This window comes from Pseudomonas sp. FP2196, assembly GCF_030687715.1.
Classification (GTDB): domain Bacteria; phylum Pseudomonadota; class Gammaproteobacteria; order Pseudomonadales; family Pseudomonadaceae; genus Aquipseudomonas.
Map to the genome: position 1 here is coordinate 5,806,377 of NZ_CP117445.1, position 15,194 is coordinate 5,821,570.

The following is a 15,194-nucleotide window of genomic DNA, read 5'->3' on the forward strand; positions in this document are numbered from 1 at the left end:
CCCTATTGAGAGTCCCCTCGCGATGACGCCTCTAGATACCAAGCGCCCGCTGCAGCTCAATGATCAGGGCCAGCTGCGCCACTTCCTCTCGCTCGACGGCCTGCGCCGCGAGTTGCTGACGGAAATCCTCGACACTGCCGACTCGTTCCTCGAAGTCGGTGCCCGGGCCGTGAAGAAAGTCCCGTTGCTGCGCGGCAAGACCGTGTGCAACGTGTTCTTCGAAAACTCCACGCGCACCCGCACCACCTTCGAACTGGCGGCCCAGCGGCTGTCGGCGGACGTGATCACCCTCAACGTGTCGACCTCGTCGGCGAGTAAAGGTGAAACGCTGCTCGACACCCTGCGCAACCTTGAAGCCATGGCCGCCGACATGTTCGTCGTGCGCCACGGTGATTCCGGCGCCGCGCACTTCATCGCCGAGCACGTCTGTCCGCAAGTGGCGATCATCAACGGCGGCGACGGCCGTCACGCGCACCCGACGCAGGGCATGCTCGACATGCTGACAATCCGTCGGCACAAGGGCGGTTTCGAAAACCTCTCGGTGGCCATCGTCGGCGACATCCTGCACTCGCGGGTCGCGCGCTCAAACATGCTCGCCCTGAAAACCCTCGGCTGCCCGGACATCCGCGTGATCGCGCCGAAGACGCTGCTGCCGATCGGCATCGAGCAGTACGGCGTGAAGGTCTACACCGACATGACCGAAGGCCTGAAAGACGTCGACGTGGTGATCATGCTGCGCCTGCAGCGTGAACGCATGACCGGCGGCCTGCTGCCGAGCGAAGGTGAGTTCTACCGCCTGTTCGGCCTGACCACCGCGCGTCTGGCCGGGGCCAAGCCCGATTGCATCGTCATGCACCCGGGCCCGATCAACCGTGGCGTGGAAATCGAGTCGGCGGTGGCCGACGGCCCGCACTCGGTGATCCTCAATCAGGTCACCTACGGCATCGCGATTCGTATGGCTGTGTTGTCCATGGCCATGAGCGGGCAGACTGCCCAGCGCCAATTCGAGCAGGAGAACGCCCAGTGAAGCTCAGCATTCTCGGCGCCCGCGTCATCGATCCAAGCAGCGGCCTGGATCAAATCACCGACATTCACGTTGAAGCCTGCAAAATCGTCGCCCTCGGCGCGGCACCGGCCGGTTTCAGCGCAGTCGAAACCATCGACGCCACTGGCCTTGTAGCCGCTCCGGGGCTGGTCGATCTGAACGTTGCCCTGCGCGAACCGGGTTACAGCCGCAAAGGCTCGATTGCCAGCGAGACTCGCGCGGCAGCGGCCGGTGGCGTGACCAGCCTGTGCTGCCCGCCAAAAACCAAACCGGTGCTCGACACCTCCGCCGTGGCCGAACTGATCCTCGACCGCGCCCGCGAGGCCGGCAACACCAAGGTGTTCCCGATTGGCGCACTGAGCAAAGGTCTGGACGGTGAGCAACTGGCCGAACTGGTTGCGCTGCGTGACGCTGGTTGCGTGGCGTTCGGCAACGGTCTGGAGAGTTTCCGCAACACCCGCACCCTGTGCCGGGCATTGGACTATGCGGCGACGTTCGACCTGACCGTGATCTTCAACTCGCAGGATCACGATCTCGCCGAAGGTGGCCTGGCCCACGAAGGCGCTGTCGCCAGTTTCCTCGGGTTGCCAGGGATTCCGGAAACCGCTGAAACCGTGGCGCTGGCCCGTGATCTGCTGCTGGTGGAGCAAACCGGCGTACGCGCGCACTTCAGCCAGTTGACCAGCGCTCGCGGCGTGGCCCTGATCGCTCAGGCACAGGCCCGTGGTCTGAAGGTGACGGCGGATGTCGCCCTGTACCAACTGATCCTGACCGACGAAGCGCTGATCGACTTCAGCAGCCTCTATCACGTCCAGCCACCACTGCGCACTCGCGCGGATCGCGATGCCCTGCGCGAAGCCGTGAAGTCCGGCGTGGTCTCGGCGATTTCCAGCCATCACCAGCCCCACGAGCGTGATGCCAAACTGGCACCGTTCGGCGCGACCGAGCCGGGCATCAGCAGTGTTGAACTGTTGCTGCCACTGGCGATGACGCTGGTAGAGGATGGTCTGCTCGATCTGCCGACACTGCTGGCGCGCCTGAGTGCAGGCCCGGCCGAGGCATTGCGCCTGCCGGCGGGCAAACTGGCGGTGGGGGGTGCGGCGGATATCGTGCTGTTCGATCCGAAGGCATCCACCGTGGCCGGTGAAGGTTGGCTGTCGAAGGGTGAGAACTGCCCGTTCCTTGGGCACAGCCTGCCGGGTGTGGTTCGTTACACCCTGGTGGATGGGCGGATCAGCCACCAGGCCTAAAAGCAAAAGATCGCAGCCTGCTGCAGCGTCTACAATGGAATGCGTTCCAACTTGTAGGAGCTGCCGCAGGCTGCGATCTTTTGATCTTCACTCAGCGTTGCCCCAATCGCCAGCAAGCTGGCTCCCACATTGGATCGGTGAACGACACAAATCCCCTGTGGGAGCTGGCCTTGCCAGCAATGGCTTACTGAAAGGCGCCGCGATTCTGCATATTGCGCACCGACACCTGATCATTCAGCGTCCAGAAGTCATACAGCACACCAATAAAGAACAACCCGCCAGTCAGCAGATAGACCAACCCGCTGATCCACTTCCCTTGGTACATCCGGTGCACACCGAAAACCCCAAGGAACGTCAGCAGAATCCACGCCACGTTGTACTCAATCGGTCCATCGGCAAACCGCAGATCCGCTTCGCGATCCATCGCCGGGATCAGAAACACGTCGATCAGCCAGCCAATTCCCAGCAAACCGAAGGTGAAGAACCAGATCGTCCCGGTCACTGGCTTGCCGTAATAAAAGCGGTGGGCGCCGGTAAATCCGAAGATCCACAGCAGGTAACCGATGAGTTTGCTGTGGGTGTCTTTTTCCTTCACACGGGGTAGCTGATAGCTGTTCATGAAGACCTCGATTCACTCGATAGATAAATATTCTTGAATTCTTTGTGACTTTTTTACAGGTAGCCGACGTATGGCAAATGTTACCGTTGCCACCGTCAAAGCCTTATAGCACCGGACTTCTGTCAGACAATCGCGTCAATTTGCCGCTTATTTGGTTCCGTTGCCTGCCGATTGAATCGACCAACGGACTCGGAAGGGACAAAAAAGCTGTTATAAAGTTGCGCGCTACCACTTAAGAGCCACGCCTAATGCGACCATTTTTCAAGACATGGCTAACTATTTGCCTATTAATGCCACTGGCCGCCCACGCCACCAATCGTGAGCAACGTCTTCCCAACGTTAACGGCTTTACCCCTAAATCCCATGCTTCTGCCCCATCGAGCAAGAGCAAGCAAAGCAAAGTCACCACGCTGAGCAGCAAAGGCAACAGCAAGCTGGTGCCACCCATGGCGAGCAAGGAAAGCAGCAATGTCCTTAGCCGCGCGGTGAACGTCCTCGGTACTCCTTATCGTTGGGGCGGCAGTAGCCCAAGTAAAGGCTTCGACTGCAGCGGTCTGGTGAAATACGCGTTCAACGACGCCACTTTCGACCTGCCTCGCACCTCCAATGCCATGGCCAGCGGCCACGGCGAGAAAGTCGATCGCAAGGATCTGAAGCCGGGCGACCTGATTTTCTTCAACATCAAGAGCCGTCGGGTCAACCACGTCGCCATCTACCTGGGCAACGACCGCTTCATCCACGCACCGCGTCGTGGCAAATCGGTGAGCATCGATACGCTGAACAAGCCGTATTGGCAAAAGCATTACGTGGTTGCCAAGCGCGTATTGCCGAAAGAGCCTGCCAGCAAGCAGATGCGCGTAGTTCAACGCTAACAATCAAAAGATCGCAGCCTTCGGCAGCTCCTGCAGGGAAACGCTAATCCCATGCAGGAGTTGCCGAAGGCTGCGATCTTTTGCTTTTGGCGTTTAGAAATTATCCGGCGTACGCGCCTTCTCCCGCGCATGCTCGCGGCTGATCAAGCCTTTGGTCACCAGATCTTTCAGGCACATGTCCAGTGTCTGCATCCCCAACGACCCACCCGTCTGAATAGACGAATACATCTGCGCCACCTTGTCCTCGCGGATCAGGTTACGGATCGCCGATGTGCCGAGCATGATCTCGTGCGCCGCCACGCGCCCGCCGCCGATCTTCTTGATCAGCGTCTGCGACACCACCGCCAGCAACGACTCTGACAGCATCGAACGCACCATCGACTTCTCGTCACCGGGGAATACGTCCACCACCCGGTCGATGGTCTTGGCTGCCGACGTGGTGTGCAGCGTGCCGAACACCAGATGCCCGGTCTCAGCAGCAGTCAGTGCGAGACGAATGGTTTCCAGGTCACGCATCTCGCCCACCAGAATCACATCCGGATCTTCGCGCAGCGCTGAACGCAACGCCGTGGCGAAACTGCGGGTATCGCGGTGGACTTCGCGCTGATTGATCAGGCATTTGCGCGATTCGTGAACGAATTCGATCGGGTCTTCGATGGTCAGGATGTGGTGATGACGATGGGTGTTGAGATAATCGATCATCGCCGCCAGCGTGGTCGACTTGCCGGAACCGGTCGGCCCGGTCACCAATACCAGCCCACGCGGGGCGTCGGTGATCTTGCGGAAGACATCACCCATGGCGAGGTCTTCCATGCTCAGCACTTTCGACGGAATGGTGCGGAATACCGCGCCAGCGCCACGGTTCTGGTTGAAGGCATTGACCCGGAAGCGCGCGACACCAGGGACTTCGAAGGAGAAATCCGTTTCCAGGTGTTTCTCGAAGTCGACGCGCTGGGTGTCGTTCATGATGTCGTAGATCAATTCGTGCACTTGCTTGTGATCCAGCGCCGGCAGATTGATCCGCCGCACATCGCCATCGACGCGGATCATCGGCGGCAGACCGGCCGACAGGTGCAGGTCGGAAGCGCCCTGTTTGGCGCTGAAGGCCAGCAATTCAGTGATATCCATAGCGCTCCTCAATTCCAGTAGAATGCCGCGAACCTTCAGACCGCTGGCGCCTCTTGATGTCCACGATAGCAGACAACATTCAACTGGTTAGTTCGCGCATCCAGGCTGCCACCGCAGCGGCCGGGCGCACTGCAAACAGCGTGCAGTTGCTCGCGGTCAGCAAGACCAAACCCGCCGAGGCCCTGCGTGAAGCCCACGCCGCCGGCCTGCGCGACTTTGGCGAGAACTACCTGCAGGAAGCCTTGGGCAAACAGCTCGAACTGGCCGACCTGCCCTTGATCTGGCACTTCATCGGCCCCATTCAATCGAACAAGACTCGCGCCATTGCCGAGCATTTCGACTGGGTGCATTCCGTGGATCGCCTGAAAATTGCCCAACGCCTGTCCGAACAGCGCCCGGCGGATCTGCCGCCGTTGAACATCTGCATTCAGGTCAACGTCAGCGGTGAAGCCAGCAAGTCCGGCTGCACCCCGGCCGACCTGCCGGCCTTGGCCGAAGCCATCAACGCCCTGCCGCGCCTTAAACTGCGCGGGCTGATGGCGATCCCCGAGCCGACCGAAGATCGCGCCGAACAGGATGCTGCTTTTGCTGCTGTGCAACGTTTGCAGGACAGCCTCAATCTGCCGCTCGACACACTTTCCATGGGCATGAGCCATGACCTTGAGTCGGCCATTGCCCAAGGCGCCACCTGGGTGCGGATTGGTACCGCCCTGTTTGGCGCACGCGACTATTCCCAATCTTGAAACTTTCCAGATAAGGACCTGACATGAGCAACACACGTATTGCCTTCATCGGTGCCGGCAACATGGCCGCCAGTTTGATCGGCGGCCTGCGGGCCAAGGGTCTGGAAGCCGCACACATCCGCGCCAGCGATCCGGGCGAAGAAACCCGCGCCAAAGTCAGTGCCGAACACGGCATCGAAACCTTTGCCGATAATGCCCAGGCTATCGATGGCGTCGACGTCGTCGTGCTGGCGGTCAAGCCACAGGCGATGAAAGCCATGTGCGAAGCGATTCGCCCGAGCCTCAAACCGAATCAACTGGTGGTCTCGATCGCTGCCGGCATCACTTGCGCGAGTATGACCGCGTGGCTTGGCGAGCAGCCGATCGTGCGCTGCATGCCCAACACCCCGGCGCTGCTGCGTCAGGGCGTGAGTGGTCTGTACGCCACGAGCGAAGTGACTGGCGAACAACGTCAGCAAGCCGAAGAACTGCTGTCCGCCGTCGGCATCGCACTGTGGCTGAATGAAGAACAGCAACTGGACGCGGTGACCGCTGTATCCGGTTCCGGCCCTGCGTACTTCTTCCTGCTGATCGAAGCGATGACCGCCGCTGGCGTCAAACTCGGCCTGCCGAAAGAAACGGCCGAACAACTGACCCTGCAAACCGCTCTGGGCGCCGCGCACATGGCGGTGTCCAGTGACGTCGACGCCGCCGAACTGCGCCGTCGCGTGACCTCGCCGGCCGGTACTACAGAAGCTGCAATCAAATCGTTCCAGGCCGGTGGCTTCGAAGCCCTGGTGGAAAAAGCACTCGGCGCCGCCGCGCACCGCTCGGCCGAAATGGCCGAACAACTGGGCAAATAAGGAGCCTTACATGATTGGATTGAACACCGCAGCGGTTTACGTGCTGCAAACCCTCGGCAGTCTGTATCTGCTGATCGTACTGCTGCGCTTCGTCCTGCAACTGGTACGGGCGAATTTCTACAACCCGCTTTGCCAGTTCATCGTCAAAGCGACTCAGCCGCTGCTCAAGCCACTGCGTCGGATCATCCCGAGCATGTTTGGCCTCGACATGTCGTCGCTGGTACTGGCGATTCTGGTGCAACTGGCGCTGATGGCATTGACCCTGCTGCTGACGTACGGCACCACCGGCAACCCGCTGCAACTGTTTATCTGGTCGCTGATCGGCGTGACCGCGCTGTTCCTGAAGATCTTCTTCTTCGCCCTGATCATCAGCGTGATCCTCTCGTGGGTCGCGCCGGGTAGCCATAATCCGGGCGCTGAACTGGTCAACCAGATCTGCGAACCGGCCCTGGCGCCGTTCCGCAAGTTCCTGCCAAACCTCGGCGGGCTCGACCTGTCGCCGATCTTCGCGTTTCTGGCGTTGAAGCTGATCGACATGCTGGTGATCAACAACCTCGCGGCGATGACGATGATGCCGGAAATCCTGCGCCTGCTGATGTGAGCTGGTTTCGCTGGGACGGTGACGACCTGATTCTGGAATGTCACCTGCAACCTGCGGCCCGTAGTGATGATTTCTGCGGGCTGCACGGTGATCGTCTGAAGATCCGCCTGACCGCCCCGCCGGTCGAGGGCAAGGCCAATGCGTATCTGATTGGCTTTCTGGCCAAGGCTTTTGGAGTTTCCAAGAGCCACATCAGTTTGCTCAGCGGCGAGCTGAACCGGCAGAAGCGGGTGAAGATTTGCTCGCCGAAGAAATTGCCGGAGTTGCCGGGGCTGACGCGCCCCTGATCTCCTGTGGCGGGGGGGATTTATCCCTGTTGGGTGGCGAAGCCGCGCCCTGCTTTCTTCCAGCCAGATCGAGTCAGCAGGTTTTACGACTGCTGCGCAGCCGAACGGGGATAAATCCCCCTCGCCACAGGGGTTTTGCTCAATGAACGATCAGGCCCGATCGTTGCTTGCCGCTAACCCCCCCGGTCTTTAGACTTACGCCTCATTTCAACGAGAGCAGGGTCGATGCCAGCTGCCTTCCCCCCCGATTCTGTTGGTCTGGTGACGCCGCAAACGGCGCACTTCAGCGAACCGCTGGCCTTGGCCTGTGGCCGTTCGCTGCCCGCTTATGACCTGATCTACGAAACTTACGGCACGCTGAACGCCCAGGCGAGCAACGCCGTGCTGATCTGCCACGCCTTGTCCGGCCATCACCACGCCGCTGGCTATCACAGCCCCGACGACCGCAAACCCGGTTGGTGGGACAGCTGCATCGGCCCCGGCAAACCGATCGACACCAGCAAGTTCTTCGTGGTCAGCCTGAACAACCTCGGCGGCTGCAACGGTTCTACCGGCCCAAGCAGCATCAACCCGGAGACCGGCAAGCCGTTCGGTGCCGACTTCCCGGTGCTGACCGTGGAAGACTGGGTGCACAGCCAGGCGCGTCTGGCTGATCTGCTCGGCATCGGCCAATGGGCAGCGGTGATCGGCGGCAGCCTCGGCGGCATGCAGGCACTGCAATGGACCATCACGTACCCGGATCGCGTGCGCCATTGCCTGGCGATCGCCTCGGCCCCCAAGCTGTCGGCGCAGAACATCGCCTTCAACGAAGTGGCGCGCCAGGCGATCCTCACCGACCCGGAGTTCCACGGCGGTTCGTTCCAGGAAGCGGGCGTGATCCCCAAGCGCGGCCTGATGCTGGCGCGCATGGTCGGGCACATCACCTACCTGTCCGACGATTCAATGGGCGAGAAATTCGGCCGCGGCCTGAAGAGCGAGAAGCTCAACTACGACTTCCACAGTGTCGAGTTCCAGGTCGAAAGCTACCTGCGTTATCAGGGCGAAGAGTTCTCCGGACGCTTCGACGCCAACACCTATCTGTTGATGACCAAGGCGCTGGATTACTTTGATCCGGCGGCGAACTTCGACGATAACCTGGCGAAAACCTTCGAGAACGCCACGGCGAAGTTCTGCGTGATGTCGTTCACCACCGACTGGCGCTTCTCCCCGGCGCGCTCGCGTGAACTGGTCGATGCGCTGATGGCTGCACGTAAAGACGTCAGCTACCTGGAAATCGACGCACCGCAGGGCCATGACGCCTTCCTGATTCCGATCCCGCGCTACTTGCAGGCGTTCGGTAATTACATGAACCGAATTACGGTGTGAACAAGCCATGAGAGCTGATCTGGAAATCATCCAGGAATGGATCCCCGCCGGCAGCCGCGTCCTCGACCTCGGTTGCGGTGACGGCGAACTGCTGACCTGGCTGCGCGACAACAAGCAGGTCACCGGTTATGGCCTGGAAAACGACGCTGACAACATCGCCCAGTGCGTGGCAAAAGGCGTCAACGTCATCGAGCAGGATCTGGACAAAGGCCTGGGCAACTTCGCCAGCAACAGTTTCGACATCGTGGTGATGACCCAGGCGCTGCAAGCCGTGCACTACCCGGACAAGATCCTCGACGAAATGCTGCGGGTCGGCCGTCAGTGCATCATCACCTTCCCCAACTTCGGTCACTGGCGCTGCCGCTGGTATCTGGCGAGCAAGGGGCGGATGCCAGTCTCCGAGTTTCTGCCGTACACCTGGTACAACACGCCGAACATCCACTTCTGCACCTTCGAAGACTTTGAAGAACTTTGTCGCGAACGTGATGCGAAGGTCATTGATCGGCTTGCCGTGGATCAACAGCACCGCCACGGGTGGGCCAGTAAGCTATGGCCTAATCTGTTAGGTGAAATTGGTATCTACCGCGTCAGCAGCCCGGTGCTTGCAGATCATCGGGTCGCGGTCTGAGCCACGACATTTCGAGGAGGATGATCATGGGTCGTTTAGCGTTGTTGTTAATCACTGCCTGCCTGAGCGTCGGCGCCATGGCTGCCGACACCATCAAGGGCGAGCGCAAGGAAGTGTTCGGTGATGTCTCCGTTCACTACAACACCTTTAACTCCACCTTTCTCACGCCTGACATCGCCAAGGCTGCCGAACTGATCCGCAGCAAGAACCAGGGCGTGATCAATGTCTCGGTGATCAAGGACGGCAAACCACTGGTCGCCAATGTCACCGGCACGGTCAAAGACCTCACCAGCAAAAGCGTGCCGCTGAACTTCCGCCAGGTCACCGAACAGGGCGCGATCTATTACATCGCCCAGTACCCGGTGGAACAGCAGGAAACCCGCACCTTTGAAATCAAGGTGCAGAATGGCGACAAGATCAACACCATCAATTTCAACCAAGAACTCTTTCCCGGCGAATGATGAACCTCAAGCAACTCGTACTGGCCAGCCATAACGCCGGCAAACTCAAAGAACTCCAGGCCATGCTCGGCGACTCGGTGCAACTGCGCTCGATCGGTGAATGGAGCAAGGTCGAGCCGGAAGAAACCGGTCTGTCGTTCGTCGAAAACGCGATCCTCAAGGCGCGCAATGCCGCACGCATTTCCGGGCTGCCGGCGCTGGCCGATGATTCCGGTCTGGCGGTGGATTTCCTCGGCGGTGCGCCGGGCATCTACTCGGCACGTTATGCCGATGGCAAAGGTGATGCGGCGAACAACGCCAAACTGCTCGACGCCTTGAAAGACGTGCCTGAAGCGGAACGCGGCGCGCAGTTCGTCTGCGTGCTGGCATTGGTGCGTCACGCCGATGATCCGCTGCCGATCCTCTGCGAAGGCCTGTGGCACGGACGCATCCTGACCGCCGCCAGCGGCGAGCACGGGTTCGGCTACGACCCCTTGTTCTGGGTGCCGGAGCGTGACGTGTCCAGCGCCGAACTGAGCCCGGCCGACAAGAACCAGATCAGCCACCGCGCCCGTGCAATGGATCTGCTGCGCCAGCGTCTGGGCCTGAAATGACCGACAGCCCCTCTGCGTCGTCGCTGATCATCGGCGGCGCCGCTTCTTCGCCTCGGGCGCCGTTGCCAACGCTGCCGCCCCTGGCGCTTTACATCCACATCCCGTGGTGTGTGCGCAAATGCCCGTATTGCGATTTCAACTCGCACACCGCCAGCCCGGTGCTGCCGGAGCAGGAATACGTCGACGCGCTGCTGGCGGATCTGGATCAGGATCTGCACGCGGTTTATGGCCGTGAAATCAGCTCGATTTTCTTCGGTGGCGGCACACCGAGCCTGTTCAGCGCCGAGGCGCTGGGGCGTTTGCTGGAGGGCGTCGAGCAGCGCATTCCGTTTGCTCACGACATTGAAATCACTCTGGAAGCCAACCCCGGCACCTTCGAGCAAGAGAAGTTCGTTGCGTACCGCAAACTGGGGATCAATCGCCTGTCGATCGGTATCCAGAGTTTCCAGCAGGAAAAACTCAAAGCCCTCGGCCGTATTCATAACGGCGATGAAGCAGTGCGCGCTGCCGGCATGGCGCGGCAGGCCGGATTCGATAACTTCAACCTCGACTTGATGCACGGCTTGCCGGATCAATCGCTGGACGACGCCTTGAGCGATCTGCGCCAGGCCATCGAACTGAAGCCGACGCACATTTCCTGGTATCAACTGACGCTGGAGCCGAACACCGTGTTCTGGAACCAGCCGCCAGAGCTGCCGGAAGACGACACGCTGTGGGACATTCAAGAGGCCGGGCAGGCGCTGCTGGCCGAGCACGGTTACGCGCAATACGAAGTGTCGGCTTACGCACAACCCGGTCGTCCGGCGCGGCATAACCTCAATTACTGGAGTTTCGGCGACTTCATTGGCATCGGCGCCGGCGCCCACGGCAAGCTCAGCCACCCGGACGGGCGCATCGTGCGCACTTGGAAGACGCGCCTGCCGAAGGACTATCTCAACCCGGCCAAAAGCTTTCAGGCCGGCGAGAAAGCCCTGACCAATGACGAGATGCCGTTCGAATTCCTGATGAACGCCTTGCGCCTGACCGCTGGCGTCGATTCGCGTCTTTATCCGCAGCGTACCGGGTTATCGCTGGAAAGCCTCGCCGAAGGCCGGGCAGCGGCAGAACAAAGCGGTCTGTTGCAGGTCGAACCGTCACGTCTGGCGGCCACCGAGCGCGGACAGCTATTCCTCAACGACTTGCTGCAACAATTTCTGAACTGAGCCCAACCCTCAACTTCTGTCCCAAGGGAAAACGCATGGATTTGATACTCGACCTGCTCGCCACCGTCTCCCGCTGGAGCCGCAGCAACCTCTCGGAAATCGCCTTGGCGCTGGTGGGCTGCCTGCTGGTGCTGTTCGGCGCTGACTTCAAAGGCTGGGTCGAGCAACGCCTGGGCAGCATCGCCGGCGCCCTGCGCGTGCCGCTGATGGCCCTGCTGTGCATGGTCGGCAGCGGCGCGGCGCTGATTTACGCAACGCCGTGGGTGATCAAGGGGTTGAGCCAGTTCAACAACTACAGCCTGGCTCCGGTGTTGTTGGTGGTATTGGTGTTGATCGGCGTTGTCGCCGACCGCCGCTGACTTTCAGTTCACACAAAACAACGGTAGGAGCTGCGGCACGCTGCGATCTTTTGATCTTGAAAAACAAAATCAAAAGATCGCAGCGTGCCGCAGCTCCTACATTGGGTGTTGCGTGAGGCTCAGGACTGCTTTTCGAACTTCAGATCCCACACGCCGTGGCCAAGACGTTCGCCGCGGCGTTCGAACTTGGTGATCGGGCGTTCGGCCGGGCGTGGTACGCACTTGCCGTCTTCGGCGAGGTTGCGATAGCCCGGCGCCACATTCATCACTTCCAGCATGTATTCGGCGTACGGCTCCCAGTCGGTGGCCATGTGCAGAATGCCGCCGACCTTCAACTTGCTGCGCACCAGTTCAGCGAACGACGCCTGGACGATACGGCGCTTGTGATGACGGCTCTTGTGCCACGGGTCCGGGAAGAACAGCATCAGGCGATCGAGGCTGTTGTCGGCGATGCAGCGGTTGAGCACTTCGATCGCGTCGCAATCGTAGACCCGCAGGTTGGTCAGGCCCTGAGTCAGCACGCCATTGAGCAGCGCGCCAACACCGGGACGGTGAACTTCCACGCCGATAAAGTCCTGATCCGGCGCGGCTGCGGCCATTTCCAGCAGCGAGTGGCCCATGCCGAAACCGATCTCCAGCGAGCGCGGTGCCGAACGGCCAAAAACCTGATCATAATCCACCGGCGCGTCGGCCAGCGGCAGCACGTACAGCGGCGCGCCTTGGTCCAGACCGCGTTGCTGGCCTTCGGTCATGCGCCCGGCGCGCATCACGAAACTCTTGATGCGGCGGTGTTGGCGCTCGTCGCCCTCTTCCGTCTGGATAGGCGTGTCGTTCGATTCAGTCATCAATGGCTCTTACTTGATCAGACCATCCAGCGGCGAAGAGGCGCTGGCATAGAGTTTTTTCGGCATGCGGCCGGCGAGGTAGGCCAGACGGCCCGCGACGATCGCGTGTTGCATGGCTTGGGCCATCATCACCGGTTGCCCGGCGTGGGCGATGGCCGAGTTCATCAGCACCGCGTCACAGCCCAGCTCCATGGCGATGGTAGCGTCGGAAGCGGTACCGACACCGGCATCCACCAACACAGGGATCTTGGCTTCTTCGAGGATGATCTGCAGGTTGTACGGATTGCAGATCCCCAGGCCGGAACCGATCAGACCGGCCAGCGGCATCACCGCGATGCAGCCGATTTCTGCCAGTTGACGGGCGATGATCGGGTCATCGCTGGTGTAAACCATCACGTCGAAACCTTCCTTGACCAGCGTTTCGGCGGCCTTGAGGGTTTCGATCACGTTGGGGAACAGGGTTTTCTGGTCGGCCAGCACTTCCAGCTTCACCAGGTTGTGGCCGTCGAGCAGCTCACGGGCCAGACGGCAGGTGCGCACGGCTTCGATGGCGTCGTAGCAACCGGCGGTGTTCGGCAGGAAGGTGTAGCGATCCGGCGACAGCACGTCGAGCAGGTTCGGCTCCCCTTCGATCTGGCCCAGGTTAGTGCGGCGCACGGCGAAGGTGACGATTTCGGCACCCGAGGCTTCGATCGCCTGGCGGGTTTCTTCCATGTCACGGTACTTGCCGGTACCGACCAGCAAACGCGACTGGTAAGTACGACCGGCCAGCACAAAAGGCTTGTCGCTACGAACGATGCTCATGGGGAATCCTCTTTAAAGGTGAGGGTCTTGCAGAATTCTGTGTCCTCGCGGGACGGGCGATTAGCCGCCGCCGATGGCGTGCACAACTTCGACATTGTCGCCGTCATTGAGCGTGGTGTCGGCATGCTGGCTGCGCGGGACGATATCCAGATTGAGTTCGACCGCTACCCGGCGTCCGGTCAGATCCAGACGGGTCAGCAGGGCCGCAACGGTTTCACCGTCGGGCAGTTCAAGGGATTCGCCGTTCAACTGAATGCGCATGCGCAAGGCCGCCATCATTTTTAGGGGCTGGCATTCTAGCCCGATCAGACTAGGCGACCCAAGCCATTCATCGTGAAATGGACTACCCGGTCAGCTCAACCGCCAGGCGGCGAGCCCGAGGCACAGCCAGCCGACCAGAAACGCCAGCCCGCCGAACGGGGTGATGATGCCGAGCTTGCTGATGCCGGTGAGGGTCAGCAGATACAGACTCCCGGAGAACAGCAGGATGCCGACGGTGAACGACACACCCGCCCAAGTGATCAGGCGCCCCTGAATCTGCGTGGCCAGCAGCGCAACGCCGAACAATGCCAGGGTGTGCACCAGTTGATAGGTGACGCCGGTGTGGAAAATCGTCAGGTACTCGGGCGTCAGGCGGCTTTTCAGGCCATGGGCGGCGAATGCGCCGAGGGCAACGCCGGTGAAACCAAAGAAAGCGGCCAGCATCAGAAAGCCACGCAGCATGTGGAACTCCAGTCAGACTCGATCGGCAGGGTCTGTATAATGGCCCGCTCCACGGGTTCGGCCAAGCCATCTCTATGCTGCGTTCAATTTTTCGTCGTCTCACGAAGGCCCTGCTCTGGTTCGCGGGCGGCAGCGTCTTGCTCGTCCTGGTGTTTCGCTTCGTGCCGCCGCCCGGCACGGCGCTGATGGTCGAGCGCAAGATCGAATCCTGGGTCGACGGCGAGCCCATCGACCTGCAACGCACCTGGAAGCCTTGGGATGAGATCTCCGATGATCTCAAGGTAGCGGTGATGGCCGGCGAGGATCAGAAGTTTCCCGAGCATTGGGGTTTTGATTTTGGCGCTATCCAGGCGGCGCTGGCCCACAACGAACTCGGCGGTTCGATTCGCGGCGCCAGTACGCTGAGCCAGCAAGTGTCGAAGAACCTGTTTCTGTGGGCGGGTCGCAGTTACCTGCGCAAAGGCCTGGAAGCGTGGTTTACCACGTTGATCGAGGTGTTCTGGCCCAAGCAGCGGATTCTTGAGGTGTATCTGAACAGCGTCGAGTGGGATGACGGGGTGTTTGGCGCCGAGGCCGCGGCCCGGCATCACTTTGGTGTGAGTGCCAAGTCGTTGAGCCGGCAGCAGGCGAGTTATCTGGCGGCGGTGTTGCCAAACCCGCGGGTCTGGAGCGCGAGCCATCCGACGGCGTATGTGTCGCGGCGGGCCGGGTGGATTCGCCAGCAGATGAGCCAGTTGGGCGGGACCAGTTATCTGCTGGGGCTCAATGATTCCCGCCGAGCGCCTTGGGCTCAGTGACGTCAAGATCAAAAGATCGCAGCCTTCGGC

At 60.7% G+C, this 15,194-nt stretch carries 20 protein-coding genes; 14 read left to right on the plus strand and 6 right to left on the minus strand.

The window, feature by feature from the left end; all coding sequences use genetic code 11:
* Positions 1-22: 22 nt before the first annotated feature.
* Both PSH79_RS26075 and PSH79_RS26080 read left to right on the plus strand, forming a co-directional pair.
* Complete coding sequence (locus PSH79_RS26075) at positions 23-1,027, plus strand: aspartate carbamoyltransferase catalytic subunit (RefSeq protein WP_007913665.1); 1,005 nt, start codon at positions 23-25, stop codon at positions 1,025-1,027.
* Positions 1,024-2,295 (plus strand): dihydroorotase, encoded by a 1,272-nt coding sequence (locus PSH79_RS26080; RefSeq protein ID WP_305440305.1) that lies wholly within the window; start codon positions 1,024-1,026, stop codon positions 2,293-2,295. Before PSH79_RS26075 ends, PSH79_RS26080 begins: the two co-directional genes overlap by 4 nt.
* A gap of 184 nt (positions 2,296-2,479) precedes the next feature.
* Here PSH79_RS26080 and PSH79_RS26085 read toward each other — a convergent pair whose 3' ends face one another.
* Positions 2,480-2,914 carry a TM2 domain-containing protein gene (locus tag PSH79_RS26085; protein ID WP_305440307.1) on the minus strand — a complete coding sequence of 145 codons (435 nt, stop codon included), beginning with the start codon at positions 2,912-2,914 and terminating at the stop codon, positions 2,480-2,482.
* 248 nt (positions 2,915-3,162) lie between these two features.
* On the opposite strand from PSH79_RS26085, the gene PSH79_RS26090 reads away from it, so the two are divergent.
* A complete protein-coding gene (locus PSH79_RS26090) occupies positions 3,163-3,786 on the plus strand; it encodes a C40 family peptidase (protein ID WP_305440308.1) in 624 nt (207 codons plus the stop codon).
* A gap of 93 nt (positions 3,787-3,879) precedes the next feature.
* Here PSH79_RS26090 and PSH79_RS26095 read toward each other — a convergent pair whose 3' ends face one another.
* Complete coding sequence (locus tag PSH79_RS26095; RefSeq protein WP_187679032.1) at positions 3,880-4,914, minus strand: type IV pilus twitching motility protein PilT; 1,035 nt, start codon at positions 4,912-4,914, stop codon at positions 3,880-3,882.
* 56 nt (positions 4,915-4,970) lie between these two features.
* On the opposite strand from PSH79_RS26095, the gene PSH79_RS26100 reads away from it, so the two are divergent.
* The 10 genes from PSH79_RS26100 (at position 4,971) to PSH79_RS26145 (ending at position 11,995) form a co-directional block, all read left to right on the plus strand.
* The gene (locus tag PSH79_RS26100; RefSeq protein ID WP_305440310.1) at positions 4,971-5,657 is read left to right on the plus strand and encodes a YggS family pyridoxal phosphate-dependent enzyme; all 687 of its coding nucleotides are present in this window, start codon (positions 4,971-4,973) and stop codon (positions 5,655-5,657) included.
* Positions 5,658-5,680: 23 nt separating this feature from the next.
* The gene (gene proC, locus PSH79_RS26105) at positions 5,681-6,499 is read left to right on the plus strand and encodes a pyrroline-5-carboxylate reductase (RefSeq protein ID WP_305440311.1); all 819 of its coding nucleotides are present in this window, start codon (positions 5,681-5,683) and stop codon (positions 6,497-6,499) included.
* Between the two features lie 10 nt (positions 6,500-6,509).
* The gene (locus PSH79_RS26110; protein ID WP_095186992.1) at positions 6,510-7,100 is read left to right on the plus strand and encodes a YggT family protein; all 591 of its coding nucleotides are present in this window, start codon (positions 6,510-6,512) and stop codon (positions 7,098-7,100) included.
* Positions 7,097-7,387, plus strand: coding sequence for a DUF167 domain-containing protein (locus PSH79_RS26115; RefSeq protein WP_305440312.1), 291 nt, complete (start codon positions 7,097-7,099; stop codon positions 7,385-7,387). The genes PSH79_RS26110 and PSH79_RS26115 overlap by 4 nt, the downstream gene beginning before the upstream one ends.
* Positions 7,388-7,612: 225 nt before the next feature.
* A complete protein-coding gene (locus PSH79_RS26120; RefSeq protein WP_305440313.1) occupies positions 7,613-8,752 on the plus strand; it encodes a homoserine O-acetyltransferase in 1,140 nt (379 codons plus the stop codon).
* 7 nt (positions 8,753-8,759) lie between these two features.
* On the plus strand, positions 8,760-9,380 hold the full coding sequence (gene metW / locus PSH79_RS26125; RefSeq protein ID WP_305440314.1) for a methionine biosynthesis protein MetW: 621 nt from the start codon (positions 8,760-8,762) through the stop codon (positions 9,378-9,380).
* 26 nt (positions 9,381-9,406) lie between these two features.
* The gene (locus PSH79_RS26130; protein ID WP_305440315.1) at positions 9,407-9,841 is read left to right on the plus strand and encodes a DUF4426 domain-containing protein; all 435 of its coding nucleotides are present in this window, start codon (positions 9,407-9,409) and stop codon (positions 9,839-9,841) included.
* Positions 9,838-10,434, plus strand: coding sequence for an RdgB/HAM1 family non-canonical purine NTP pyrophosphatase (rdgB, locus tag PSH79_RS26135; RefSeq protein WP_095186987.1), 597 nt, complete (start codon positions 9,838-9,840; stop codon positions 10,432-10,434). The genes PSH79_RS26130 and rdgB overlap by 4 nt, the downstream gene beginning before the upstream one ends.
* Positions 10,431-11,636 (plus strand): radical SAM family heme chaperone HemW, encoded by a 1,206-nt coding sequence (hemW, locus tag PSH79_RS26140; protein WP_305440318.1) that lies wholly within the window; start codon positions 10,431-10,433, stop codon positions 11,634-11,636. Before rdgB ends, hemW begins: the two co-directional genes overlap by 4 nt.
* Before the next feature lie 35 nt (positions 11,637-11,671).
* Complete coding sequence (locus PSH79_RS26145) at positions 11,672-11,995, plus strand: DUF3392 domain-containing protein (RefSeq protein WP_150593591.1); 324 nt, start codon at positions 11,672-11,674, stop codon at positions 11,993-11,995.
* Positions 11,996-12,114: 119 nt separating this feature from the next.
* On the opposite strand, the gene trmB is transcribed toward PSH79_RS26145, so the two are convergent.
* The 4 genes from trmB to PSH79_RS26165 form a co-directional block, all read right to left on the minus strand.
* Positions 12,115-12,840, minus strand: coding sequence for a tRNA (guanosine(46)-N7)-methyltransferase TrmB (gene trmB, locus PSH79_RS26150; protein ID WP_016983240.1), 726 nt, complete (start codon positions 12,838-12,840; stop codon positions 12,115-12,117).
* A 9-nt stretch (positions 12,841-12,849) separates the two neighbouring features.
* The gene (locus PSH79_RS26155; protein ID WP_042561554.1) at positions 12,850-13,644 is read right to left on the minus strand and encodes a thiazole synthase; all 795 of its coding nucleotides are present in this window, start codon (positions 13,642-13,644) and stop codon (positions 12,850-12,852) included.
* A 60-nt stretch (positions 13,645-13,704) separates the two neighbouring features.
* Entirely contained in the window at positions 13,705-13,905 is a 201-nt protein-coding gene (gene thiS / locus PSH79_RS26160; RefSeq protein WP_167394879.1) for a sulfur carrier protein ThiS, read from the minus strand.
* Positions 13,906-13,995: 90 nt separating this feature from the next.
* Positions 13,996-14,367, minus strand: a complete 372-nt coding sequence (locus PSH79_RS26165) for a DUF423 domain-containing protein (protein WP_305440320.1) — start codon at positions 14,365-14,367, stop codon at positions 13,996-13,998.
* A 74-nt stretch (positions 14,368-14,441) separates the two neighbouring features.
* On the opposite strand from PSH79_RS26165, the gene mtgA reads away from it, so the two are divergent.
* Positions 14,442-15,164 carry a monofunctional biosynthetic peptidoglycan transglycosylase gene (mtgA, locus tag PSH79_RS26170; RefSeq protein WP_305440321.1) on the plus strand — a complete coding sequence of 241 codons (723 nt, stop codon included), beginning with the start codon at positions 14,442-14,444 and terminating at the stop codon, positions 15,162-15,164.
* Positions 15,165-15,194: the final 30 nt, after the last annotated feature.

Bases quoted from the DNA above. Each gene is read 5' to 3' on its own strand.
- trmB (WP_016983240.1), bottom strand. From the start codon at position 12,840: ATGACTGAATCGAACGACACGCCTATCCAGACGGAAGAGGGCGACGAG.
- PSH79_RS26090 (WP_305440308.1), top strand. From the start codon at position 3,163: ATGCGACCATTTTTCAAGACATGGCTAACTATTTGCCTATTAATGCCA.
- PSH79_RS26100 (WP_305440310.1), top strand. From the start codon at position 4,971: ATGTCCACGATAGCAGACAACATTCAACTGGTTAGTTCGCGCATCCAG.
- PSH79_RS26145 (WP_150593591.1), top strand. From the start codon at position 11,672: ATGGATTTGATACTCGACCTGCTCGCCACCGTCTCCCGCTGGAGCCGC.
- metW (WP_305440314.1), top strand. From the start codon at position 8,760: ATGAGAGCTGATCTGGAAATCATCCAGGAATGGATCCCCGCCGGCAGC.
- PSH79_RS26095 (WP_187679032.1), bottom strand. From the start codon at position 4,914: ATGGATATCACTGAATTGCTGGCCTTCAGCGCCAAACAGGGCGCTTCC.
- proC (WP_305440311.1), top strand. From the start codon at position 5,681: ATGAGCAACACACGTATTGCCTTCATCGGTGCCGGCAACATGGCCGCC.
- PSH79_RS26155 (WP_042561554.1), bottom strand. From the start codon at position 13,644: ATGAGCATCGTTCGTAGCGACAAGCCTTTTGTGCTGGCCGGTCGTACT.
- hemW (WP_305440318.1), top strand. From the start codon at position 10,431: ATGACCGACAGCCCCTCTGCGTCGTCGCTGATCATCGGCGGCGCCGCT.
- PSH79_RS26075 (WP_007913665.1), top strand. From the start codon at position 23: ATGACGCCTCTAGATACCAAGCGCCCGCTGCAGCTCAATGATCAGGGC.
- mtgA (WP_305440321.1), top strand. From the start codon at position 14,442: ATGCTGCGTTCAATTTTTCGTCGTCTCACGAAGGCCCTGCTCTGGTTC.
- thiS (WP_167394879.1), bottom strand. From the start codon at position 13,905: ATGCGCATTCAGTTGAACGGCGAATCCCTTGAACTGCCCGACGGTGAA.
- PSH79_RS26130 (WP_305440315.1), top strand. From the start codon at position 9,407: ATGGGTCGTTTAGCGTTGTTGTTAATCACTGCCTGCCTGAGCGTCGGC.
- PSH79_RS26120 (WP_305440313.1), top strand. From the start codon at position 7,613: ATGCCAGCTGCCTTCCCCCCCGATTCTGTTGGTCTGGTGACGCCGCAA.
- PSH79_RS26165 (WP_305440320.1), bottom strand. From the start codon at position 14,367: ATGCTGCGTGGCTTTCTGATGCTGGCCGCTTTCTTTGGTTTCACCGGC.
- rdgB (WP_095186987.1), top strand. From the start codon at position 9,838: ATGATGAACCTCAAGCAACTCGTACTGGCCAGCCATAACGCCGGCAAA.
- PSH79_RS26110 (WP_095186992.1), top strand. From the start codon at position 6,510: ATGATTGGATTGAACACCGCAGCGGTTTACGTGCTGCAAACCCTCGGC.
- PSH79_RS26085 (WP_305440307.1), bottom strand. From the start codon at position 2,914: ATGAACAGCTATCAGCTACCCCGTGTGAAGGAAAAAGACACCCACAGC.